The organism is Dickeya oryzae, from assembly GCF_020406815.2.
GTDB lineage: Bacteria > Pseudomonadota > Gammaproteobacteria > Enterobacterales > Enterobacteriaceae > Dickeya > Dickeya oryzae.
Map to the genome: position 1 here is coordinate 2,331,156 of NZ_CP162670.1, position 24,165 is coordinate 2,355,320.

Below are 24,165 nucleotides of genomic sequence, written 5' to 3' on the forward strand. Positions count from 1 at the left end.
GTCTGAGGATGCAAACACACTATGGCATGGTTACAACGCTTGAAAATTGACAAATTTTTGCTGGTTTTAATTGCGGTCGTTATTACCGCGTCCATTTTCCCGTGTGAGGGCACGGCCAAGGTTTTTTTCGAAAACCTGACCACAGCTGCCATCGCACTGCTGTTTTTCATGCATGGCGCCAAGCTATCTCGTGATGCGATTACGGCCGGCATGGGCCACTGGCGTCTGCATCTGGTGGTGTTTGCCAGTACCTTTATTCTGTTCCCATTACTGGGGATTGGCATGGCGTTCCTGTCACCACAGGTGTTAACCCCCGGACTGTATCTGGGGTTCCTGTATCTGTGTGCATTGCCTGCAACGGTGCAATCCGCCATTGCTTTCACCTCGATGGCTCGCGGTAACGTTGCGGCCGCGATTTGCAGCGCCTCAGCATCCAGCATTCTCGGGGTTTTCCTGTCGCCGATCCTGGTCGGCCTGCTGATGCATACGCAAGGTGGGCAAACTGATACGCTGCATGCGATCGGCTCTATTATCATGCAACTGATGGTGCCGTTCGTCATTGGTCATCTGTCCCGTCCGTTGATTGCCCACTGGGTCGATCGCCATCGCAAACTGATTAATATCACTGACCGGTCATCTATTCTGTTAGTGGTGTACGTGGCATTCAGTGAGGCGGTGGTGCAGGGGATTTGGCACCAGATTAACGGGTGGTCGCTGCTGGCGGTGGTTATCTGTTCGCTGGTGCTGCTGGGGATTGTGCTGGTCTGTACCACGCTGGCAGCCCGCAAGTTGGGGTTCAATACCCCGGATGAAATCACCATCGTATTCTGTGGTTCTAAGAAGAGTCTGGCCAATGGTATTCCGATGGCTAACGTACTCTTTCCTGCCGCCGCCGTTGGGGCAATGGTGTTGCCGTTGATGATTTTCCACCAGATTCAGTTGATGGTGTGTGCGACGCTGGCGCAGCGTTATGCGAAACGAGCCGCCTCGGCGGATGAAGAAAAAGCGGGAAAATAACGCATCCTATACGACAGGGTTAAACCACGCTTACTAATGTCGGGCGTTTCCTGGCGAAATGGTCAACCGAGAGCACATTGACTATAGTGTTAATCTGTGAGGCTTTTTGAAGCCTCGCAGTAATAAGGATAGAGAAAGTAATCATTACTTAATTGATGAGGGATAGACATGTATAAAAAAGTGCTGCTCTCGCTGAGTTTCCTCAGTGCCGTTACCGTATCTCAGGTTTATGCCGCGACAACGGAAACCTGTGTCAAGACTGATGAAAGCGCTATCGCCAGTTTGTTTGATCGCTGGAATGCATCGTTACAGACTGGGGATGCGAAGAAGGTCAACGCCAATTATGAGACCGACGCGGTGTTATTGCCGACGCTGTCTGGAAAAATGCGTACGACAGATGCTGAGCGCATTGACTATTTTGAGCATTTCTTAGCAAAAAAACCTGTGGGTAAGATTGATAACCGCGTTATCAAGATTGGTTGTAACGAAGCGCTGGATATCGGCAATTACACCTTCACATTTGGTGATAATTCACAGGCTAAAGCGCGTTATACCTATACTTATGCTTTCAAAGACGGTAAATGGTTGATCAGTAGTCACCATTCGTCCGTACAACCGAAAGACTAATTGTGCTGTGATGGGATGCTGTCGGCCATGTTATCGACAGGTCACCTCCAGCATGAAAAAAGCGGATACCTTGTGGTATCCGCTTTTTTTGTCTGATTCAGCTTTATTGCGCTTGTCGTTGTTGAGCGCGCTGGCGTAACAGCTGTTTTTCCTGTTCGGAGATAAACGCCATACGCAGGCCGTTTTCTTGCGCCTGTCGGATATCTTCCGGTAGCAGGCCAGCTAAGGGTGCCGCTATCTCGTATTCATGACGAATATCGATCCCTTGCACGGCAGGGTCGTCGGTGTTAATCGTCGCCGGAATACCGTGACGCAGGAAATGCACCAGTGGGTGCTCATGCATCGCTTTTACCGTACTGGTTTGCAGGTTAGAGGTCAGGCAGGATTCAATGCCAATCTGGTGCTCGGCCATATATTCCATCAGCGTACTGTCGACGATCGCCGTAACACCGTGGCCGATACGCTCAGCACCTAGCTGCTGTATCGCCTGCCAGATACTTTCCGGACCGGCGGCTTCGCCTGCATGGGCGGTGATACGCCAGCCCGCATCGCGCGCTCGGGTAAAGTGGGTAGTGAATAGCTCTCCGGGGAAGCCGAGCTCATCGCCCGCCAGGTCGATGGCAATAATGCCGTCTTTGTGTGCCAGCAATGCGTCAAGTTCTTGCTCGCAGGCGTGGGTACCAAAGGTACGACTCATGATGCCGATAAGGCGCACCATCACGGCGTGATCATGGTCGCGACAACCCGCGGTAACACCATCGATCACGGCCTCAACCACGCCTTCCAGCGGTAACTGATGGTTGAGAGCCATGTAGTAAGGCGAAAAACGTAGCTCGGTGTAATCCAGTCCGGCGCGGATCGCGTCTTCCACGTTTTCGTAAGCCACACGACGGCAGGCATCCAACGATCCCAGTACGGCCACACCCCAGTCCAGCTTTTGCAGGAAGCTTATCAAATCGGGTTCGTGGTCGATTATCTGTACGTGGGGACGCAGGGACTCGAGGTCATGGCCGGGCAAATCGATATTAAATTGGCGGCCTAAGTCAAGGATGGTTTGGGGGCGGATATTACCATCAAGATGGCGATGGATATCCGTCAACGGAATGTACGGATCAATCATGTTGTATGTTGTACTCGTTTTTTATTAAAAAAATCCATCAGCAGGCGGTATTCCTTGTGACGCTAGCATTCGCCACCGTACCACAAGGGACAGAGTCTGATAACTCGGTGTGCAGTATAAGAATAAACCCAGGCAATTTACCATTGATTGATAAAAAGAAGTTTATATATCAATGCGGACATAATACAAATTGAGCATAAGCGCTTGATGCCTGCTTGCGTAAGCAGTCGCGTAATACGTTGTACGGCATACTACAATGTGGCTTGTTTGTCGTGCGAAAGAAACCGGCGCCTGAGTGGCGCCGGTAAACGATTACGGACTGACTGATGCATCCGGTTGGTTGTCTTCTGGTGCATCATCGCCTTGCTCGGGCACATTTTCCGACGGCTGGGTGATAAACGGTGCGATGAACTCAGCCAACGGGGTCTTACGTCCGTTGAAGGTCACGGTGCCATCGCTGTACTGCAATGAGCTGGTGATGGCGTTGTCTTTGGTGACGGTGACCTGGCTCATCTGGCCAATATTGGCCATCAATTGCGTTTGCTGACGCGCCATCTGGTCCAGTTGCTTTTTCTCTTCATCCGTGGTGGCTTTTGGCGCTATCTGCACCATCAGTTCGGTAAGCATATCCATCGGCACGTTGAGGCGTGCGTCCAGATTTTTAACGGACTGGCGGATAATCGCTTCTTCGTCAGAGAGATTCGCGGTTGGTGCGGCGCTCTTTTGCAGCGGATCGGTTAAATCCAGCGCCAGTGTGAAGGTACTTTCGCCTTTCGCGTTTTTCCAGCTTAATGGCGCAATCTTGATACTCGGGTTACCTTTCAACAGTTGCGGCAGATTGTGCAGCACCAGTGCGGCTAACTGCTGGTCATAAACTTCCGGGGTCACCTGGTCGATATTTTGCAGCAGTGATTGCAGGTTTTTCTGGTACTCGGTCACGAACTGGCGAGTACCTTTGCCATCAAGCCCGGAGAAGGCGAAGTTGATGTTCCACGATCCCAGATTTTGATCGCGAAATAGCGCTGACCCCAGCGACAGCGTCATCTGTCCTGCCAGGTTAGTGTCATCTTCCGAGCTGTGATTGACCAGCGAGAAATCATTCAATACCAGGTTATCGCCGCTCTGCACATCCAGCGCCAGTTTCTTCAGCGTGATTTTGGCATCGCCGACATTGAGATCGAATTTACCTTTGTGGGTGTCACTGTTAAGTGCCAGATCCTGCAACGTCAGTTTTTCATTCTGTCCTTGCAGGTTGGGTTTCTCCATCGTCAGGTTAGCCACATTGCCGACCACTTTGCCGGCACGCAGATTACCCGCTACATCAACCAACAGTGTTGTACCGCTGAAATTAACCTTCGTGTCCTGACTCTTAACGTCCAGCGCTTCCAGCGTGACGGCGGAGTGAGTATCGCCGTTATAGTCAATGCGGCTATCTGCGGTAATGAACGGTTTATTCTTCGTCAGATCAAACAGTGCTTTTACCGATTCAGTGTTAGCCAGCTCGCCGTGTACGGCGGCCAATGCTGGTTTCAGGCTAAACTGACTGGCGGTCAGCGGGAAGGGGCCGTGGAACACTGTAGCGTTAAACACCACCTCTTCATTAGCGCCTAACAGGCGCTGCCGGGCATCAGTACCGTCAGACTGTAACACCAACGCGAGCTGGCTTTTGAACAGACCGCGGTGATAATCCCGATAGGTGACCTTGATACCTGATTGTGGGTACGCGTTTTTCAACTCGTTGTTCAGATTGTTGGTGACGTCCCCAATATGCTGTTCAATCTGCTTACCGGTATACCAAGAGGCACCTCCCCAGGCTACGGCGAGCGCAATAACAACCCCAGCGGCTACAACTGTTTTTTTTGCCACGTTATATTTCCTTGTTGATTCAATGTGTTGTATTCCTCATCAGGGAATACATGGCGTTATACCAGTAAAGGCTGGTTATAAACACGGGCAATCTGGCCTTTCCCCTGGATTTGTACCGGTGATTCACTGGCGGGGATAAAGCATGATTCGCCTGGCAGCAAGCTGACTTGCTGTGCGCCGCGTTCCAACACTGCCTGACCTTCGACACAAAAGATAATAGCTGCACTTTGCTGACTCAGCATCTGCGGTACATCGGTAAGATAATGCAGTGAAAAGGCAAAGTCATCGACCGGAATAGGAAAACTCAGTTCGTTAGCCACTTTTACCGGCGACGTCAGCAAGGTCTCAGCCGGTTTCGACTCAAAGCGGACGTTGGCGAGCAACTCAGGGATATCAATGTACTTCGGTGTCAGACCGGCGCGCAGAACGTTGTCCGAATTGGCCATCACTTCCAGCGCTACCCCCTGAAGATAGGCATGCGGGGTTTCGGCATACAAAAACATGGCTTCGCCCGGCTGTAATGTGACGACGTTCAGCAGTAACGGAGAAAACAGACCGCCGTCATCAGGGTAAAACTGCGCAATAAAGCGAATGGTATCCCAGGGTTCACCGTGTCGATGGTTCAAAACACGTTTCAGCTCAGCGATAGCGGAGGCTTTTTGCTCGCCTTCCATGCTCAACAGACTGGAGAACAAGGTACGGAGCGTTGTGCTATCCGGGGATGACAAAAATGCGGCGATGGCGGGATGGGCGCTGGCTAGCGGTTGCAACACATCGGCGATCGCCGTCAGTTCGCGAAAGCCATTCATCGCCAGATAAGGGGTGAGGGCAAAGACCAACTCCGGTTTGTGGTTAGCGTCTTTGTAATTGCGTTGTGGTGAGTCAAGTGCAATACCGGCGGCATTTTCCCGCGCAAACCCGACTTCAGCCGCAGATTTACTGGGGTGAACCTGAATCGACAACGGTTGTTCGGCACATAATACCTTGAAAAGAAAAGGTAACTCACCAAAACGTTTTGCCACTGCTGCCCCCAAAAAAGCGGACGGGTCTTTATTGATCAGATCACGCAGGCTTTGTGCCTGACCCTGCTCATCAAGTAATAGAGAGCTACTTTTCGGGTGTGCTCCCATCCACAGTTCGGCCATTGGTCGATTGTCAGGGTTTTCAATCCCATACAGTTCGGTTAGCGCGTGTTTACTGCCCCAGGCATAATGCTGCACATTGTTGCGCATTTTTTGCATAATATTTTCCTGCTATTAGATAGATTGTTAATTTCAGTGGCAATAATGGCGAATAATCACGCCTGAAAAGGTTACGCCATCTCGATGCCCGCTATGCTAATGCTTTATATGCCATGATTCCAGAAAGGTAATAATCCGCAGTCATCTGAAAATGACGTGTTTCGCAAAGGAGAAAACCATGTCAGACACGCGTATTGAGAAAGATTCCATGGGGCCGATTGCCGTGCCGACAACGCATTTGTGGGGGGCTCAGACCCAGCGCTCACTGGAGCACTTTCGTATTTCGGAAGAAAAAATGCCGGGCGCGCTGATCATGGCGCTGGCACAGACCAAACGTGCGGCAGCGCGCATCAATATGGATTTGGGGTTATTAGCCGACAGTAAAGGTAATGCCATTATTCAGGCTGCAGACGAAGTCCTGAATGGTCAGCACGTCGGTGAATTCCCGCTGGCTATCTGGCAGACGGGCTCTGGCACGCAGACCAACATGAATATGAACGAGGTACTGGCGAATCGGGCCAGCGAATTGTTGGGGGGAGTACGAGGTAATGACCGGCTGGTACACCCTAATGATGATGTTAATAAAAGCCAGAGTTCTAACGATGTTTTTCCTACAGCTATGCACGTTGCGGCAGTGACCGTGCTGCGTGAACATCTGATCCCTGAATTGAACGTGTTACAACAGACCCTCGCGGATAAGGCGACGCAATTTGTCGATATCGTCAAGATTGGCCGAACGCACCTGCAGGATGCGACGCCGCTGACGTTAGGGCAGGAGATTTCTGGTTGGGTGGCAATGCTATCGCATAATGTACGCCATATCGAAAATAGTATTCCTCACCTGTGCGAGCTGGCATTAGGCGGCACGGCTGTCGGTACCGGGTTGAACACACACCCTGAATACGCGGTGCGGGTGGCGGCGGAACTGGCGATGCTGACTGGGCATCCCTTTGTGAGTGCGCCAAACAAATTTGAGGCCCTGGCCACCTGTGATGCGCTAGTGCATGCGCATGGCGCACTGAAAGGTCTGGCGGCGTCATTGATGAAGATTGCGAATGATGTGCGCTGGTTGTCCTCCGGACCGCGTTGCGGCATTGGCGAGATTGCTATTCCGGAAAATGAACCCGGTAGCTCGATTATGCCGGGTAAAGTTAACCCGACACAGTGTGAAGCGATGACCATGCTGTGTTGCCAGGTGATGGGGAATGATGTGGCGGTTAATCTTGGGGGCGCATCCGGTAACTTTGAGCTGAATGTCTTTCGGCCGATGGTGATTCACAATTTCCTGCAATCCGTTCGGTTATTGGCTGATGGTATGAAGAGCTTTAACGAACATTGCGCGGTGGGCATTGAACCTAACCGCGAGCGGATCAACCAATTGCTGAATGAGTCGCTGATGCTGGTGACCGCGCTCAATCCGCATATTGGCTATGACAAGGCTGCTGAAATCGCCAAAAAAGCGCATAAAGAAGGGCTGACACTGAAGGCATCAGCCTTGAAACTGGGCTATCTCACCGAGGAACAATTTACGCAGTGGGTTCGCCCAAAGGACATGGTTGGCAGCATGAAACCGTGATACTCAGGCACCGTCATCGGTATACAGATGCAAGCGCGGGATCAACAACCGCAGTGGCTTGGCTTTGGGCCGATGGCGATGCTGAATGTTGTCGGCATCGTAGTCATTGAGTTCACCCATAACCGGCATCGTATCCTGATGACACAATACCAGCAGCGGTGACGGGCAAGGGTGCTGTACTTGCTTCTGCTGTTCCTGATACCAGACCCGTGCAATCGGCTGTACTTTCACGGGCCGCTTGATTTTTAGCAACGCCTGTTCCGGCAGGCGCTTCACATCACGGATTTCCTGCTCCAGTAACGATGACCATTGCTCCTTGCTGTAAGGGGCCTGGCTGCGTCCTGCCTGCAGACTTTTCTCCAGTTTTTCCAGTAAGACATCACGGGTAATGTTGTTGATGATGTTCTTATTCGCCCAGCCAAATCTCACCGAGGCCGGGTCAGGTAGCAGGGTAATGGTGCGATAGGCGCTCAGTGTTATCAGCCCTTTGAGATGGGTATGGACAAAATCGAAGCGCTGCTCGGGCTCCAGTCCAGACTCCACCGTGATGATGTGCTCCAGCTCCTTTTTCCGGGCGTTTATGTTCGTCACTAACTGGCGAGCCTGCCGTGATTCTGCGTTATTAACCCGAAAACACAGCACGCCAGGCAGGCGGATTGCCGCTTTGCTACTGATAGTCTCCGCGTAGTGGTGAATAAATAAATGACGAAAATGCTGTAAACCGATATCGCGGGCTTCTGCACCGTCGACAGGCGTAACCTGAATATGTGTTATAGGGTCATGCTCGGTGCCTTTTTCTACGGGGGGAAGGGTAAACAAACGCCCGCCGGTAAAGTGAAAGGTGAGAAATAATTGATGCATTTCAGCCAGATGCGCTTCCAGCGAGGTAAAGCAATGGTTCATCCGTTCAATCAGGTCGTAGGCGGGCATAATCAATACTGCATTAGTTACAACATACTATTGATTATATCCTAAGAGCCCAGTTCAACAACGCATATTTTTATCAGCTTAGCAGTATGAAAAAGCGCCGTACCCACCGATTCTGAACGTTCAGAGCCAGTGGGTAGAAGGGGGAGATAAGTAACTGTTAGCTCAGTTTTTCAGGGATTTCAGCTTGAATCCAAAGCCGATAGCCAGCATCAGCAAGCAGGACAGAAACAGCACCAGTCCTGTCCAGCCATAGTGATACCAAAAGAAGCCCCCTGACGTGCCCGCGAGGCTCGACCCCAGATAATAACAGAACAGATACTGCGACGACGCCTGGCCTTTAGCACGTAATGCACGCAAGCCGATCCAACTGCTGGCAACCGAGTGGGCGGCAAAGAACCCGGCGGCAAAGAGCATCATCCCCAAAAACATCATCAGCAGAGAACTGAACAGGGTCAATAGAAGGCCGGATAACATCAGCATAATACTGCCGACCAACACGGGCCCCCGGCCGAAACGAGCAATCATTGCCCCGGCGCGTGGTGATGCATAGCTACCAGTGAGGAAGACCACTGACAGCAAACCCACCACCGTTTGACTCAGGTTGTAGGGGGCATCCAGCAAGCGATAACCAATATAGTTGAACAGCGTCACAAAGGAGCCCATCAACAGGAACCCTTCGGCAAAGAGCAGCGGTAGGCCTGCATCACGCCAGTGTAAGCGGGTATTGATCCACAGGGTTTTGGGGCGCAGCGAACCCGCACGAAAGTGACGAGAATCCGGCAGTATCCGCCAAAACGTCAGGGAGGCCAGCAGGGCAACGATGCCGATACAGGTGATGGAGACTCGCCAGCCGAAAAAATCAGCAATGACGCCGGTTAACAGACGGCCGCTCATCCCGCCAATTGAGTTACCGCTGATGTACAACCCCATAGAGAATGCCACCACACTGGGATGGATTTCTTCACTCAGATAGGTCATTGCCACCGCGCCCACACCGCTGAGCGATAAGCCAACCAGGGCGCGCATAACCAGCAGGCCAACCCAGTTGGTCATCATGCAACCTATCAGGGTAAATACCGACGCCAACAGTAGCGATACCACCATGACATTTTTACGGCCAATGGTGTCTGACAGCGGGCCGGTAAATAACAATCCGACTGCCATCGTCATCGTGGAAACGGAAAGCGACAGGCTGCTGGTTGCCGGGGATACACCAAAAGCCTGCGACAGTATTGGCAATATGGGCTGTACGCAGTACAGCAGGGCAAAGGTCGCCAGACCGGCGGAAAACAAGGCGAGCGTAACGCGAATGAACGGTGGCGTGCCTCGGCAAATAAATGGGTTTTTGTAAACGGGAACGCGGGTATCGCGCTGAGGTTGAATATCGTCAGTGACAGATACGGACATTCTCTGTGCAGACATGGGGGTACTCAAAATCAATCCTTATCCGGAAAAAATACGGCAAAAACATCAGTGGACAAATCATAGAATTAGCCCGATTGTTTTGTATAATATATTAATTGTTAATAATGATATTTTATAAATATGAATATCGAGCTCAGGCACTTACGTTACTTTATTGCTGTTGCTGAAGAACTGCATTTCGGTCGTGCGGCGGAAAGACTGCATATCTCTCAGCCGCCTCTCAGTCAGCAGATACAGGCATTAGAAGAGCAAATTGGTGCTCAACTGCTGGAGCGAAACAACCGTAATGTGCGCCTGACACAGGCCGGCGAATTATTCCTGAAAGAGGCCTGGGCCATCATCAGCCAGGTCAATCAGGCAGCAGAGCGAGCGGCCCGCATTCAGCGTGGTGAAATAGGGGAGCTTAATATCGGTTTCACCTCATCAGCTCCGTTTGTTAAACAGGTTTCGCGTAGTCTGTTGCAGTTTCGCCAGCGCTATCCTGAGGTGCATATCCAGATGATGGAGATCAACACTAAACAACAGATTGCACCGTTGCTTGACGGTAAGCTGGATCTCGGGGTGATGCGTAACAACCCATTGCCGGATACGCTGCGTCATCAGCTATTACTGCATGAGCCGATGGTAGCGGTTGTTCATGAGGAACACCCGCTGGCTTCTGTTCCCGGCGGGCATATCAGTATCCAGCAGTTAGCTAATGAACCCTTCGTATTTTTTGCCCGTGAAGGGGGAACGGCGCTATACGATGAAGTTATGAACTTACTCAAAAAGTACGGCATTACACCGTACATTACGCAGGAAGTCGGTGAGGCGATGACGATTATCGGCCTGGTCTCATCTGGATTAGGGGTCTCCTTGCTACCTGCGTCATTCCGTCGTATCCGGATAGATGGCGTAAAATACCTGTCGTTGCAGGAAAAAGACGCTATCAGTGAAATGTGGTTAGTCACCCACCAGCACCGCCCGCTGAACACCGCCGCCCAGACGTTAATCACGCTAATGTTGGGTAATACCCTCAAAAATATGTGCGGTTAATCACATATCGAATCAAATATTTGACGGCTATTTACAAAAGCTCCACCATAGCCTCAGTTTTTTATTTTACAGCGTAAAAAATACCTATTACGCCTAATTGCAGGAGCCGTTTTACCGTGATTGTCAGTGGTCAGCCGGGACACATCGATCAGATCAAACAGATGAATGCAGGTGGCGTTTATCGACTGATCGATGAACATGGCCCCATCTCCCGCATTGAGTTGTCAAAACAGGCTCAGCTTGCTCCCGCCAGTATTACCAAAATTGTGCGTGAACTGATGGAGGCGCACCTGGTACGGGAAACCGAGTACCAGGAGATGGGAAGCCGAGGGCGGCCGGCAATCGGCCTGGTGCTGGATACCGAAGCGTGGCACTACCTGTCGGTACGCATCAGCAACCAGGTGATGACCCTGGCCCTGCGTGATTTGAGTGGCCATCTGGTGGTGGAGGATAAGGTTGATTTACCCAGTGAACATCCCCAGCCACTACTGGAACGCATTCTGACGGATATCGATCAGTTTTTTATCCGCCACCAACATCAGTTGGAACGACTGACCGCTATCGCCATCACGTCACCCGGTATGGTGGACTCATCCACCGGCATCATCCACCGTATGCCGTTTTACGCTGTAGAAGAAATGGCGATTGGTCCGGCGCTGGAAAAGCGCACAGGGGTGCCAGTTTATCTGCAACATGATATTTGCGCCTGGACGATGGCAGAAGCGTTGTTTGGCGCATCACGCGGTTGCCAAAACGTTATCCAGATAGTTATCGATCATAACGTCGGTGCCGGCATTATTACCGGTGGACGTATACTGCATGCCGGTAGCCGAACACTGGTGGAAATTGGTCACACTCAGGTTGACCCTTATGGTAAGCGCTGTTATTGCGGTAACCACGGGTGTCTGGAAACCGTTGCCAGCATTGAAAGTATGCTGGAACTGGCTCAGCAGCGGCTCAAAGGCTCGATGAGTTCGCTGTTGCACGGCTCGCCGCTGACGGTCGAGTCTCTGTGTGAGGCAGCGCTGAGCGGTGATCAACTGGCAAAGGATATTATCGTTGATGTCGGCAATAACGTCGGTCGTATTACCGCCATCATGGTTAATCTGTTCAATCCAGAAAAAATTCTGATTGGTTCTCCACTGAATCAGGCTGCCGATATTCTGTATCCCGCAATCCTTGATTGTATTCGCCGCCAGGCATTACCGGCTTATAGTCACCATCTGCAAGTCACATCGACCCATTTTTATAATCAGGGAACCGTGCCCGGTGCCGCGCTCATTAAAGATGCGCTCTATAACGGTTCTCTGCTGATTAAACTGATGCAGGGTTAACCATCACTGCAGCGTGTATTCGCTTACCGACAAAACATTGCGCTAACGCAAGCCGTTTCACAGGCCCATCACCTAGACTTTAGGCTTCATCAGTACGTTTTTTGAGGTTTATTTTTTCAGGTGGGGCCTGCCGGAGTGGTGTTTTCATGTTAAAGCGTATGTTTGTTACAGGAACGGATACTGCCGTTGGAAAAACAGTAGTATCGAAGGCGTTATTACAGGCGCTGACGAAAACGGGCAAAACCGTGGCGGGATATAAACCTGTCGCTAAGAGCTGCAAGGAAACAGAAGAGGGGCTGCGTAACAAAGATGCTCTGATCTTGCAGGAAGCCTCGTCGATCCCACTGTCTTATCAGCAGGTCAATCCTGTGTCGTTACAGGAAGATGAAATCAGTGCCAGTGAACAAGAGATTAATTACTGCGCGATGACTGAAGGGCTGAACCAGCTTGGCGGGTTATCGGACATGGTTATCGTCGAAGGCAGTGGTGGCTGGCGTACCTTAATGAACGACATGCGGACCTATTCGGAATGGGTGGTTCAGGAGCAATTACCGGTCGTTTTGGTGGTCGGGATAAAGCTTGGCTGTATCAACCATGCGCTGCTGACAGCGCAGGCGATTATTAATGATGGGTTGCCGCTGGTCGGCTGGGTCGCAAACCGCATTAACCCAGGGCTGGCTAACTATGCTGAAATCATCCAGGCGCTGCGGGAAAAAATTCCTGCGCCTCAATTGGGTGAACTGCCATATTTGCCCCGCGCAGAGCAACGGGATTTATCTACCTATATTGATCTTTCCTCGATTAGCCAGTCGTTCTAACCGTCGTCAGACACCCGGATCCATATCAGCCACAGTGCATGATGGAGATATTCCTCCGATGGTTTTCATCCGGGTATGGCGAGGTATTGATGCGATTTTTACCGCTAAATAACGAATGTAAAAAATGAATGTCAGAAGGGGAGAATGTCGCTCCCCTTTTTTTATTGCATCGATTTATTGTGTTGCGGGCTTCATTATTAACGCCGACAGGCTGTTGAACGACCCTAACGCTTTTTACCCATCGGGTGAGAACTCAGGTCATCACTGTCATTATCCGGCAGGCGGATATAAACGATTTTCTGCGTATCCTGCCCGCAATGACCAACAACCTGACCACCGTGCTGGCTGACCTGATCGTTAGGTACGATATCCAGCTCAAAACCGGATTCAGGTACGCCATTGCTGATAATCTTGCGAGCGATGTCATCGCGAATACGTTCACAGGAGGCTTGTGAAGCTTGTGCGATAAGTGGTGTCAGTAACAGTGTTATTGCACCGGCCAGCATCGTTTTCTTCATCGCATCCTTCCACTCATCTTGATGGTTTATCTGCCCAAATACGGGCAGATAAAGTATAGATCAACCTATCAGGGTGTTACCGGGCGGCCAGAGCGACGGTCAAGACAGCGCGACGAGTTGGGTTCCCAATAAGCATTGAAGTTGGAACTGGCTTTGCATTTTTCTTCAAGCGCTTCTGCCATATCGGCTTTATCGAAATCTCGATCGGCTTTATCAACGCGTTTTTCAAGATGCTTGTTCACTTTATTACGCAATGTACGCGTCTCGTTCCAGTCTTCGCTACTCTGTCGCGCCGCTTCTTTTGATAACGCACTGTTGCCGTTATCAATCACGATGTGTTGAGCGGCCTGTGCTGATGACAAAAGGCCCAGACTAAACAGGGATGAGGAAAGAAGAAGGAGTAAATTACGTGTTTTTTTCTGCATGTTTCACCCAGACAGGAGTTCTGTAAATACGAAAGCAACGTTGTCATAACAAAAGATAGCGTTATGGTGACTATAGCATCCGCTACCATCAACAAACTATAACTGAACTAACATATTCAGGGTACGTCGCTGCTTTCACTGCAGTATCGTCTGGGCAGAGTCGGCATCACTGGGCCGGAATGTTTCATGGCATGACAGTGATACCGCTCCGCGTTCGTCCCTGAACATCCACATCAGGCATTGGCACATCACCCCAGCCTATTTATGTGGTACTACTTTATGTGTTACTGCCGGTATGAATTACTCATCACGGGTGACTTTCAGGCCGCCGTAGGTCTGGCTTACCGGCATCATTTCCAAGGTGTTGATATTGACATGAGAGGGTAATGTTGCCACCCAGAACACCGCTTCGGTCACATCTTCCGGCGTCAGCGGGTTCGATTTATCGTATGTCTGGCTGACCTTAGCTTCATCGCCTTTAAAGCGTACGGCTGAGAATTCGGTACCACCGACCAGGCCGGGTTCAATATTGGTCACACGCACGCGAGTACCGGACAGGTCGGCCCGCAATCCCAGACTGAACTGGCGCACGAATGCCTTGCTGGCACCGTAGACATTCCCACCAAGATAAGGCCAGTTGCCCGCTGTCGAGCCGATATTAATGATATGGCCCACATTGCGTTTCACCATTTCCGGCAATAGCGCATGGGTCATAAAGACCAGCCCTTTGTTATTGGTATCGATCATGGTTTCCCAGTCATCGACGTTGGCTTTATGCGCAGGCTCTAACCCTAAAGCCAGACCGGCATTGTTGACCAGCACGTCAATGTTGCGCCACTGGGCTGGCAACGCAGCGATAGCCTGCTCGATGGCTTGTCGATCGCGAACATCAAGACGAAGCGTGAAAAGCGCATCGCCATATTCAGCTTTCAGCGCATCAAGACGTTCCTGGCGGCGCCCTGTGGCGATAACCTGATGGCCTTCTTTGATAAAACGCCGGGTAATTGCCTCACCAAAGCCCGCCGTCGCACCGGTAACCAAAATAATCATGCGTTTTTCCTCTGTTATTTCTGACTGCAATTATTTCTGATTGCAATGCCTGTCACACCCTAATGAAAATCAGCATACCTCAACGTCAGGGCTATCTCTATGTCAGTGTTGATCTTTTCGGTGCTTCTCGTATTCAGGACATCCCGTTGCACTGTGTTACAGGCATTCTATCGAGCCCGGCTGCAGGCTAATTAACGCCGGGTTGTTATAGGTTATTGTCTGGCACTATAGTGATTTTTGAGGTAATGATTAAGCAGGGTATCGATAACACCGGTAAGGAGCGTTTATGGAAAACAGTAAAAGTCACCAGCAGTCCGTCGAGCAACAGTTTGGCGAACAGGCTCACGCCTATCTTAACAGCGCCGTTCACGCCCAAGGTGAAGACCTTACCCAGTTGGCCCTGCGTTTGCAGGATAACCGCCATGCCCACGTGTTGGATTTAGGCTGCGGCGCGGGTCATGTCAGCTTTACCATTGCCGGTCTGGTCAACAGTGTCGTGGCATGCGATTTGTCGCCGCGGATGCTGGATGTCGTTGCCAGTGCGGCACAGGAAAAGGGGCTGGCGAATATCACGACTGAACAGGCGGTAGCAGAGTCATTGCCATTTGCTGATGCGAGCTTTGATGTAGTGGTCAGTCGCTATTCGGCCCATCACTGGCAGGATGTCGGGCTGGCATTGCGGGAAGTCAGAAGGGTACTGAAACCTGGAGGCGAAGCGATTTTCATGGACGTGATTTCACCCGGCCACCCGGTGCTGGATGTTTATTTGCAAACGGCGGAAATGCTGCGCGACACATCGCATGTACGCGATTATTCCTCGGGTGAATGGTTGACACTGCTGAGCGAAGCTGGGTTAACAGTACGCTCTGTGCAAACATCGCGTCTGCACCTGGAATTCCAAAGCTGGGTGGCGCGGATGCGGACTCCAGAACATTTTGTCACGGCAATCCGCGCCCTGCAGCAGCAAATGTCGGCCGACGTTATCCGCCATTACGCTATTGAGCCGGATGGCTCCTTTACCACCGATACCGCTTTTATTGTTGCCAGCCGGGGATAAAGGAGCGAGTAAAGGAACCAGGTCGCGGGTTAGGCATCATCCATTTCCTGATTATCCGCTTCAACGGCGTCGTACAGCCGCTCCAGAATATCAGGGAATGCTGACTGAACACGGTTCCAACTGGGGACAAATGGCTTGTCCCCAGGGCTGTCACTGTATGCCTGTCCTGATTGGGTAATGACATCGGCAAACAGCTCGACTGCCGACTCTTCGGTATGGCGATCAAAATGCAGGCCATTCATACGGGCATCATGTTCGAATGAGTCGATCATATCCAGTGCGGTTCGATAATAAGTGGCACGTAACACCCGGAACGAATCCGTCGTGATATTCACGCCCTGAATTGCCAGTTTGCGGTATAGCGCTTTGGTGATATCCATTGCCATACGCTGCAACCCGGAGCTGGGGTCGTTTTCCGACATCGGTTGATGTTTGTGGTCGTAATTGTCAGCGATGTCCACCTGACAGATACGGCTGGTTGCTGTTCCCTGGTGGATTTCAGACAACATACCGATTTCCAGTCCCCAGTCGCTCGGAATGCGCAAATTCCGCAACACATGGCTGCGCATCGCGAACTCACCGGATAATGGGTAGCGGAAACTGCGCATATACTCGAGATAATCTGAATTACCGTAAACGCTTTGCAGCGATTTCAGCAAGGGGAAGACCAGCAAACGCCCAACCCGGCCATTCAGTTTTCCCTCGGCTACCCGTGCGTAATAGCCTTTGCAGAAATCGTAGTGAAAATAGGGGTTGGCGATCGGATAGAGCAGGCGAGCCAGCATAGTGCGTTCGTAAGTGACAATGTCACAATCATGCAATGCAATACAGGCCGTGCGCCGTGACGCTAAGGTATAACCAACACAAAACCAGACATTACGGCCTTTGCCTTGTTCCATCGGCGCGAGTTCCTTGTCGGTCAGTTCCTGACTGAGCCGGGTCAGGCGGGGACCATCGTTCCACAAAATACGGTGCCGCTGCGGAAGGCGGGAGAAAAACTGTCGGGCAAACAGAAACTGCTCGCGGTCGGCCCTGTCCAGCCCGATGACGATTTCTGACAGGTAAGGTACCTGAGAGAGCATATCGACAATCTTATCCAGCGCCGGGCCTTCCAGCTCAGAATACAGGGAAGGGAGGATCAACCCCATGCTGCTTTGACCGGAAAACACCTGTAATTCGTATTCCAGCTCTTCAACGCTGCGCCGGGTAAGGTTATGAAAATTGGTAATCATTCCATCCTGATAGAATTCACTCATGGTTGCTATTCCTCCCATCTCAATCAAGCAGTTCAGCCCCGTAGCGGCTAAGAAAATACGTGAGCCCTTCATTCCAGCCAGCCGGTCCGGCAGCCTGGGTGCGGTAGACCTCCTTATGACTTTTTTGTGACAATGTCACGTTATGGCTATGATGACCTTTGATGATCACGGCGTAATCAGTCTCTTCCAGTAACGATATATCGTTGGGGCCATCACCTAATCCCAGGGTAACCAGGGATTGTCTGCTCACGGTGTGCATCTGTTTTATCAGGCGCTGTACCGCAATACCTTTACTGATACCGTCAGGCATTACGTGAAGAAAACGGCCGCCTTGTGTTAAACAAAGCTGTTTTTGGGCCAGACAGGTCCTGAATGCTTCCAGCGATGTCGCATCGTCTTGCCACAATATGGGCTCGGAAGCGTAGCGTTGACGGGCCAGAGCCGCCTGCGGCAGTGTCAAACCTGTCTCCGCCGCCACCGTGGCATTATCCATGTCAGCAAAACCACGGAAACGAAAGCCATGTTGTTCACGTAACCGCTGTAGTTCCCGACAGAGATCAGGGTAGATAAGGGAATGCATTGAACGTGTGGATAGCGGCGGTGTTTGCCAGCATGATGGCAGCAAAATGTGAGCACCGTTTTCCGCGATGGCGGGCATATTGCTTAACCCCAGTTCCTGCTGCAGTGGCATGATTTCCGCTGCCGTTTTACTGGTGGTGATGACAACCGGCACCTGATGGCGTTGCAAGCGGTTCAGCCAGGGTTTGGCCGCATCCCAACTGTAGGTGTCGTGATCCAGTAATGAACCGTCCAGATCGGTAAAAATAACCCAATTCGTAGTCAATTCAGGCACTTTACCTCCTGTGTCTATGTGGGTGTGATGAGGGAGTGGTATAAGGCAGCTGACATGTGGATTGGCGACATAACGCTATTCGCCTGATTATTTTTATAGAAATGATTCGAATGCTTTGTTAAGCCTAGACAGGGATCACAGTTTTGGCAAATTGATGGTATATGAAGGGAGAAGTAGGGGACGTAAGGACGCCGACTGATATGCTTTATCTATGATGTAGCATATTGAAAAGGCCGCTGCGAAAATCTCTCCCACAGCGACCTCTTTAGCATAACGTTATTATGCGAACCATATTTTATAACGCAGCTGGAGCTATCCAATACACAACAGCAAATATTGCAAGGGCGCCACCGGCTCTTAACCAGGTTGAAAACTTAACTTCAATAAAACCAGGGACAAAAGTTGTGAACCCTGCGGCAGCCAGCGATAGTACAATTCTGAAAAGGGTATATTGAAATTGCGAAGGGGTTGGGATAAATATTGCTACAACTAGTAAAAATACAATGAAAAATATCCCAAAACAAAATGCAGCCCATCTTTCATGTGTTTTTGTCATATGGCTTTTTCCTTTTTTATCGAATCCATAGACTGGCAGATTCATTTTTTTAAATTGTTCGCGAATTAGTTTTGCTTTTTCACGATCATAACTTTTGACCAGTCGTTGCATCGCCGAAAAAGCCGTTGAACTCGGTGATAACGTGTTATCATTCTTTTGCGTTCTATAGGTCTTATAATGCTGGGATATTAACTCAAGAACATCAATGCATGTTTCCGCAAGCCATTGATTCCAAGTGGATTCCTTGAGGTTTTCTGTTGAATTATTTTGTGCTGTGCATTGTTCAAGATAACTAAAAAGTGACTCTCCGGCAGAGTGAACATCATCAAAGAGACATTCTTCATTTAAGAAGGACATGAGCATAGTAGTGTAGTTACTATATAGCTCATTAATTTCCTTTTTCTGACCTTCAATGATCTCATGCATTCATATTTTTCTCTTTTATTTTTTGTTTGGAAGAGCATTTATCTTTGCAAGAAGTGAGCTAGCCCTTGATGTATCTAACCCATTGAAAATCATCTGTTTTATTGGTTTTTTGTATATGCTAAAAACGATTTTCTCTACTTCAGAAATATCTTCATCTCCATTCAATTTTAAAATTTCGTTCCTCATTTCCCCAAGTTGCTCTGTATTTGGGTTCCACTCAACGATATTAAGCTCTTCTTCAATCGCCTTCTTGAATAGGAATAAATTGAATGATATATGCATTATTTGTTGTCCTGTTTTTTATTATCTATAACTGTTGGTTTCTTTAGTGCTTCTTCTAATAATCGCTTGGCTTTTGAAGTATCTAGTCCATCATTTATAGATATCTCTTTATGAATACGCGGATTCATATCTTTTCCAGATTGGTTATTTTGTTTTTTTATCATTTTGGTGTTTTATTTTCTTTAACTCATTTTCGAGTTCTTGTATTTTTAGAAGAGCCGACATTGCTGCGGCTGTATTTAGGCCTTTAAGGATGATTAATTCTATTGGCTTATCATAAATTCTGTGTACGATTTTTGATATGTTTCTTGCATCCAACGTTTCGGATGATGCGATGAGTTCTATTTGTATTTGTTCAAGCTGTAGGTAAGTAGGCTGCCAGCTACTTATCCCCATTATTATTTCGAGGCTGTTTTTTAGGTAAAGCAGATTTTCTTTATTCACTTATCATCACCTTTATTGCTGCTTTTTTGTTGACCTCTTTGCTCCTTCGATGACTTTTGTACTGTTTCTAACAATCTTTTTGCTTTAGATGTATCCAGCCCATCCTGAGCAAAACCTTCATGCATCTTATTTTGGTTTGGTTGTTTGTTTTTTTCTGTGTTCATAATTTACCCTTTGGAATGAACTTTACCGTGGTTTCCCACGGTTTTTCCGGTACCTAAGCACTTATCATCACTTGCATTGCAAGGATAACAGTGAGTGGTGCTCTGGCAATGTTGCAGTAATAATAACGTTGAATTGCAGAGCAGGAAAGGCTGATGACATGCACAGAGCACATCAGTGTGATGTGGAGATGCATATGTCGATAGCATTCAGGCCCGCAGGTGGTGTCATCAGGGCAAAACGCAAAGAACATTGACCACGAATGATTGACCAGCCCGAACGCCAGAACCCGCCTGATCTTACCTTGGTTCGCATAATGTATATTATGTTAAATTAACTATGCCATACGCCAAACTGTTAGTCTGGGCCTCCCAACCTATTCACACCATGGATAGGTCGTATCCACCAGGTGCGGATTCTCAAAAAATGTTGGTGGAATAACATGAGGCTTTTCGTAAGGAGCCCATCATGTTTATTGCAAAAAAACTCGCTACAACAACGCTGTTAACCGGATCGTTGCTGTTATACCCTGCTCTTCACTCTATGGCGGCTGACGTACCTCAGCATACTGTTCAACAGCAGGCTGGTGGCTATAGTGTTCAGGTTGGCAAAGTTCTTGTCACATCATTTACCGATGGCAGTGTCGCGCAAGATCTTCACCGGTTGCTGCGGCGTACAACAACGCAGAATACGGACGCGTTATTGGCTAAAAACTTTCAGTCCAACCCGGTTGAAGCATCCATTAATGCATTTCTGATCAGTCTGCCCGGACGCAAAATATTAGTTGATACCGGTGCTGGCCAACTATTTGGCCCTGGCAATGGCGGTCGACTGATTGAGAGCCTGGCGACCCAAGGGATTCACCCGCAGGATATTACGGATATTTTGCTGACTCATGCGCACTCCGATCATGCTGGTGGCATGGTTAAAGACGGTCAGCGGGTATTCGTCAATGCACGCGTGTTCGTGGGAAAACCGGACATTGATTTTTTCTTTGATAACGCAAATCAGAAAAAAACAGGCTACGACAAAAGTTACTTTGATATCGCCCAGAAAACCTTAAAACCCTATCTGGATGCGGGTAAAGTTGTGCCGTTTTCAGGCTCTGCGGAGCTAATACCGGGTATTACGGGTACGGTGCATCCTGGGCATACGCCAGGATCGGCGTTCTATACGCTGACAAGCGAGGGGGAAAAGATAACCTTTGTGGGCGATCTTATCCACATCGCGGCCGTGCAGTTCCCACAGCCGAATATCACTATCGCGTATGATGAAGACCAGGCTCGCGCTGCTCGTGTGCGCACTCATGCGTTTGAAGACTTTGCCAGAAATAAAAGTCTTATTGCCGCCCCCCATTTGCCGTTTCCCGGTATTGGTTATGTTGCCCGAAACGAACATGGCGGCTATACGTGGGTGCCCGTCACCTATACTGATCGTGCCGCTGCCGTCACACAGTAAACGGATAACAGAATGATGCCATTTTCAGACATTGATATTGACCTGATGCTGACTCTAGATGCATTGCTAAAAGATCAGAACATCACGCACGCCGCTGCGCGACTGGGTATCAGTCAACCAGCAATGTCGGCCCGACTGTCGCGCTTGCGGGCCATCTTTGGCGATCAACTGTTTATTCCTTCCCCACATGGACGTGGGGTTTTGCCAACCCCACGAGCTGAATCGCTGCGACCACAGGTTGTGAGCGTTCTGCGCGATATATCGACCATGCTTGAACCGGTGCATTTTGATGCGGCAAGCAGTAATCGAACGTTTGTGATTGCGCTGCATGAAAATCCGGCCCTGATGCTGGGGGCAGATCTGGTTAATCAATTTCGGGTTGCTGCACCAGGTATCCGGCTTCGCTTCGCCCTGCCGGAAAGTACGCGTTTACCTGAGCAGTTGGATACTGGTGACATCGACATCTATATTGGTGTGAATGCCGGTGCGCATGATGCCTGGATCAGACGCAAACTTTTTGACGATGAGTTTGCGACCGCGCAGCGTAAAGAACATCCGCGAGGCACGGCTCCCCTTGACCTGAAAAGTTATTGCGCCCTTCCCCATCTGGTCGTTTCTTCCGAAGGGGATCCATTTACCGGTTTTGTTGATCAAACGCTGGCAGGTCTTGGGTACCAACGTAGCGTGGTGATGTCCACCCAAAGCTATGCCATGGCACCACCGATTGTCGCTGGAACAGATTTGCTTTGCACGTTACCCAGACGAATGTTGCAACGTTTTGCTCAGACACTCGATATTTTTGCTCCACCGGTCCCCCTACAACCGATTGTCATCAACATGTATTGGCACCCCAAAAATAGTCATGACCCAGCCAACGTCTGGTTACGTGCACAACTGCTGTATGCAGCAGGCCTTCAACCGTGGGGTTAATTATTCTGTTGTCAGCGCATCGTAAACACTGCGTAGCCGTGTACGCAGGTAAAGAACGGCTTTGTGTTTGCGTGATAACAACGCCTGAACGCTAACACCGGTTTCAGCTGACAACTCGTTGTAGCTGTAGCCCTGCAACTCGGTTTTGTCGAACACTTCACGTTGTGCGGATGGCAATTCAGATAACGCCGCGTCCAGTTCATCCCACAATAACGCTTTAAGATACTCATCTTCCGGCGTTTGCGGTATGCCGAACAGCGTTTCTGCCAGTTCATCCTCCGGGAAATCCCCATCTTCATCATCAGTGAAATATCCTGATAACGGCAGCTCGCGTTTTTTGCGCGCCCGGTCGGTCATCTCGTTACGTGCGGCACGAAACAGCCAGGCGGCGACATTTTCCACCGGCTGTTCCACCGTCATCAACTGATAAGTCACTTCCTGCAAGATATCGTCAGCATCATCACGTACAGCCGTCCGGCCACGGATAAACGCGGTTAACCGCGACCGGCAGGCTTTGATGGCTGATATCAGCAGCGATTCTCCCGCCATTTCGGCTTTCATCGCGGTTACTCGGCTTCCGGTGCTTTAGGTGCGGCATCTGTTGCATTGCGATCATGACGACGCCCATGCCAGTTGCAGCGATCGTGATGGCCAAATCCGTCACGGCGTTGCCGGATAAATTCTTCACGTTGTTCCGGTGTCATTTGCATCCAACGCTCATGCATACGGCGGCGCTCGCGTGCCATACCAAACATCCCGGGCCGGAATCCCAGACCGCCGAACAGAATACGACTCAGTACCAACAGGCCCAGTGCCTGCCAGAAATCAATACTTTTTACCCCAATAATCGCGGGTAATAACGCATTCCATAACAACATCACCAGCAGCCCCAGCACGACAAACAGCACAACAGCAATCAATAACGGTTTTGCCATCCGATGCCCATGGAACCCATAACCTCTGCCGTGCCGATACATTTCACCATTTCTCATCATATCTCTACCTCATTACATTCTCGGATAACTTGCTTGTGATGGAGTAGACGAATGAGCGGGAAAAATATTGCTGAAAATTTGAAAAAATAGTCCAAAGGCCGCTACAGCAGCTCACAGGCTAGCCGGGATAGCGTTGTGCAACTCCCCTGCCAGGGGGCAGTTTGGATATCGAAGTCACCGTAATCTTTGTTTTTTAATCAGGGTTTGCGTTTGCAATTCTGCCGGCGGCGACTCACTCCATCCTTAAACGACATTACAGCCATCAATGACAATGAACAGATGGCTGCCATGCCGACACAGCTTAATTTGTGTTTCTGTCATAACGTTCACGTGCTGACTCAATCTGTTCCAGATGCAGAATGGACCATTCGTAAACAGCAGAGAATGGTTTTTGCAGGGTCTTTCCCAGTTCAGTAATTGAATACTCTACTGCAACTGGAGATGTCGTAAGGACCTTTCGTAAAATGAGTCCATTACGCTCCAGGCGCCTTAATGCCTGAGTTAGTGCCTTGTGTGTAATCCCTTCCATCCGACGCATCATTTCATTAAAGCGTGTGGGTCTTTCTCCCAGAATAGTCAAGATCATGACACTCCACTTATTAGCTATCTGATCAAGAAAAGAACGTGCCGCGCAGTCAGCAAAAAAAATATCGGTGGTTTGGGATGGGGGTACAGGAGCCACAGCAATATCCTCGTGTATATCTGCGCACCTCAAGGTGCGTAATTGATATCTGATATATGATGTATATCATGAGGGATATCTG

At 49.8% G+C, this 24,165-nt stretch carries 27 protein-coding genes; 9 read left to right on the plus strand and 18 right to left on the minus strand.

Annotated features, from left to right (window positions below; all coding sequences use genetic code 11):
- Positions 1-21 precede the first annotated feature (21 nt).
- Positions 22-1,017: a bile acid:sodium symporter family protein gene (locus LF929_RS10290; RefSeq protein ID WP_038908002.1), complete on the plus strand. Its 996-nt coding sequence runs from the start codon at positions 22-24 to the stop codon at positions 1,015-1,017.
- A 168-nt stretch (positions 1,018-1,185) separates the two neighbouring features.
- A complete protein-coding gene (locus LF929_RS10295; RefSeq protein ID WP_210176755.1) occupies positions 1,186-1,644 on the plus strand; it encodes an SgcJ/EcaC family oxidoreductase in 459 nt (152 codons plus the stop codon).
- 103 nt (positions 1,645-1,747) lie between these two features.
- Here LF929_RS10295 and add read toward each other — a convergent pair whose 3' ends face one another.
- From add to manA, 3 genes are all read right to left on the minus strand, one after another.
- A complete protein-coding gene (gene add, locus LF929_RS10300) occupies positions 1,748-2,764 on the minus strand; it encodes an adenosine deaminase (protein WP_168365714.1) in 1,017 nt (338 codons plus the stop codon).
- 312 nt (positions 2,765-3,076) lie between these two features.
- On the minus strand, positions 3,077-4,630 hold the full coding sequence (locus LF929_RS10305) for a YdgA family protein (protein WP_210175070.1): 1,554 nt from the start codon (positions 4,628-4,630) through the stop codon (positions 3,077-3,079).
- Positions 4,631-4,686: 56 nt separating this feature from the next.
- Complete coding sequence (gene manA / locus LF929_RS10310; RefSeq protein ID WP_210175069.1) at positions 4,687-5,871, minus strand: mannose-6-phosphate isomerase; 1,185 nt, start codon at positions 5,869-5,871, stop codon at positions 4,687-4,689.
- A 178-nt stretch (positions 5,872-6,049) separates the two neighbouring features.
- On the opposite strand from manA, the gene fumC reads away from it, so the two are divergent.
- A complete protein-coding gene (fumC, locus tag LF929_RS10315; RefSeq protein WP_226092551.1) occupies positions 6,050-7,447 on the plus strand; it encodes a class II fumarate hydratase in 1,398 nt (465 codons plus the stop codon).
- A gap of 3 nt (positions 7,448-7,450) precedes the next feature.
- Here the strand turns inward: fumC and tus are convergent, their stop codons facing one another.
- A complete protein-coding gene (tus, locus tag LF929_RS10320) occupies positions 7,451-8,377 on the minus strand; it encodes a DNA replication terminus site-binding protein (protein WP_210175067.1) in 927 nt (308 codons plus the stop codon).
- 162 nt (positions 8,378-8,539) lie between these two features.
- Positions 8,540-9,784: an MFS transporter gene (locus LF929_RS10325; protein ID WP_226092588.1), complete on the minus strand. Its 1,245-nt coding sequence runs from the start codon at positions 9,782-9,784 to the stop codon at positions 8,540-8,542.
- 138 nt (positions 9,785-9,922) lie between these two features.
- Between LF929_RS10325 and LF929_RS10330 the strand changes: the two genes are divergently transcribed.
- The 3 genes from LF929_RS10330 to bioD all read left to right on the plus strand — a co-directional run bounded on the left by LF929_RS10330 (position 9,923) and on the right by bioD (position 12,989).
- Positions 9,923-10,837, plus strand: a complete 915-nt coding sequence (locus LF929_RS10330; protein WP_038907994.1) for a LysR family transcriptional regulator — start codon at positions 9,923-9,925, stop codon at positions 10,835-10,837.
- Positions 10,838-10,953: 116 nt separating this feature from the next.
- Positions 10,954-12,171, plus strand: coding sequence for an ROK family protein (locus tag LF929_RS10335; protein WP_210175065.1), 1,218 nt, complete (start codon positions 10,954-10,956; stop codon positions 12,169-12,171).
- A gap of 146 nt (positions 12,172-12,317) precedes the next feature.
- Complete coding sequence (gene bioD, locus LF929_RS10340; protein WP_210175064.1) at positions 12,318-12,989, plus strand: dethiobiotin synthase; 672 nt, start codon at positions 12,318-12,320, stop codon at positions 12,987-12,989.
- A 224-nt stretch (positions 12,990-13,213) separates the two neighbouring features.
- On the opposite strand, the gene LF929_RS10345 is transcribed toward bioD, so the two are convergent.
- The 3 genes from LF929_RS10345 to ydfG all read right to left on the minus strand — a co-directional run bounded on the left by LF929_RS10345 (position 13,214) and on the right by ydfG (position 14,982).
- On the minus strand, positions 13,214-13,507 hold the full coding sequence (locus tag LF929_RS10345; RefSeq protein ID WP_016941356.1) for a DUF1161 domain-containing protein: 294 nt from the start codon (positions 13,505-13,507) through the stop codon (positions 13,214-13,216).
- 68 nt (positions 13,508-13,575) lie between these two features.
- On the minus strand, positions 13,576-13,932 hold the full coding sequence (locus LF929_RS10350) for a DUF1283 family protein (protein WP_038904366.1): 357 nt from the start codon (positions 13,930-13,932) through the stop codon (positions 13,576-13,578).
- A 300-nt stretch (positions 13,933-14,232) separates the two neighbouring features.
- Positions 14,233-14,982, minus strand: a complete 750-nt coding sequence (gene ydfG / locus LF929_RS10355; RefSeq protein ID WP_016941358.1) for a bifunctional NADP-dependent 3-hydroxy acid dehydrogenase/3-hydroxypropionate dehydrogenase YdfG — start codon at positions 14,980-14,982, stop codon at positions 14,233-14,235.
- A gap of 286 nt (positions 14,983-15,268) precedes the next feature.
- On the opposite strand from ydfG, the gene LF929_RS10360 reads away from it, so the two are divergent.
- Positions 15,269-16,039, plus strand: coding sequence for a class I SAM-dependent methyltransferase (locus LF929_RS10360; protein WP_226092550.1), 771 nt, complete (start codon positions 15,269-15,271; stop codon positions 16,037-16,039).
- Positions 16,040-16,068: 29 nt separating this feature from the next.
- Here the strand turns inward: LF929_RS10360 and LF929_RS10365 are convergent, their stop codons facing one another.
- From LF929_RS10365 to LF929_RS10395, 7 genes are all read right to left on the minus strand, one after another.
- A complete protein-coding gene (locus LF929_RS10365; RefSeq protein WP_226092549.1) occupies positions 16,069-17,295 on the minus strand; it encodes a glycosyl transferase in 1,227 nt (408 codons plus the stop codon).
- Between the two features lie 19 nt (positions 17,296-17,314).
- On the minus strand, positions 17,315-18,148 hold the full coding sequence (locus LF929_RS10370) for a mannosyl-3-phosphoglycerate phosphatase-related protein (RefSeq protein ID WP_226092548.1): 834 nt from the start codon (positions 18,146-18,148) through the stop codon (positions 17,315-17,317).
- Between the two features lie 295 nt (positions 18,149-18,443).
- The gene (locus tag LF929_RS10375) at positions 18,444-19,130 is read right to left on the minus strand and encodes a hypothetical protein (protein WP_226092547.1); all 687 of its coding nucleotides are present in this window, start codon (positions 19,128-19,130) and stop codon (positions 18,444-18,446) included.
- Between the two features lie 15 nt (positions 19,131-19,145).
- The gene (locus tag LF929_RS10380; protein ID WP_226092546.1) at positions 19,146-19,412 is read right to left on the minus strand and encodes an S-(hydroxymethyl)glutathione dehydrogenase; all 267 of its coding nucleotides are present in this window, start codon (positions 19,410-19,412) and stop codon (positions 19,146-19,148) included.
- Entirely contained in the window at positions 19,412-19,540 is a 129-nt protein-coding gene (locus LF929_RS10385) for a hypothetical protein (protein ID WP_264084963.1), read from the minus strand. Before LF929_RS10385 ends, LF929_RS10380 begins: the two co-directional genes overlap by 1 nt.
- 16 nt (positions 19,541-19,556) lie before the next feature.
- On the minus strand, positions 19,557-19,856 hold the full coding sequence (locus tag LF929_RS10390) for a hypothetical protein (protein WP_049122941.1): 300 nt from the start codon (positions 19,854-19,856) through the stop codon (positions 19,557-19,559).
- Complete coding sequence (locus tag LF929_RS10395; RefSeq protein WP_226092545.1) at positions 19,853-20,020, minus strand: hypothetical protein; 168 nt, start codon at positions 20,018-20,020, stop codon at positions 19,853-19,855. Before LF929_RS10395 ends, LF929_RS10390 begins: the two co-directional genes overlap by 4 nt.
- A gap of 466 nt (positions 20,021-20,486) precedes the next feature.
- Between LF929_RS10395 and LF929_RS10400 the strand changes: the two genes are divergently transcribed.
- Both LF929_RS10400 and LF929_RS10405 read left to right on the plus strand, forming a co-directional pair.
- Complete coding sequence (locus LF929_RS10400; RefSeq protein WP_038907989.1) at positions 20,487-21,476, plus strand: MBL fold metallo-hydrolase; 990 nt, start codon at positions 20,487-20,489, stop codon at positions 21,474-21,476.
- A gap of 12 nt (positions 21,477-21,488) precedes the next feature.
- Positions 21,489-22,406: a LysR family transcriptional regulator gene (locus tag LF929_RS10405; protein WP_210175057.1), complete on the plus strand. Its 918-nt coding sequence runs from the start codon at positions 21,489-21,491 to the stop codon at positions 22,404-22,406.
- Here LF929_RS10405 and LF929_RS10410 read toward each other — a convergent pair whose 3' ends face one another.
- The 3 genes from LF929_RS10410 to LF929_RS10420 all read right to left on the minus strand — a co-directional run bounded on the left by LF929_RS10410 (position 22,407) and on the right by LF929_RS10420 (position 24,083).
- A complete protein-coding gene (locus LF929_RS10410) occupies positions 22,407-22,967 on the minus strand; it encodes an RNA polymerase sigma factor (RefSeq protein WP_038904359.1) in 561 nt (186 codons plus the stop codon).
- A 5-nt stretch (positions 22,968-22,972) separates the two neighbouring features.
- Positions 22,973-23,398 (minus strand): hypothetical protein, encoded by a 426-nt coding sequence (locus LF929_RS10415; RefSeq protein ID WP_038909569.1) that lies wholly within the window; start codon positions 23,396-23,398, stop codon positions 22,973-22,975.
- A gap of 304 nt (positions 23,399-23,702) precedes the next feature.
- Positions 23,703-24,083 (minus strand): helix-turn-helix domain-containing protein, encoded by a 381-nt coding sequence (locus LF929_RS10420; protein WP_050570677.1) that lies wholly within the window; start codon positions 24,081-24,083, stop codon positions 23,703-23,705.
- Positions 24,084-24,165: the final 82 nt, after the last annotated feature.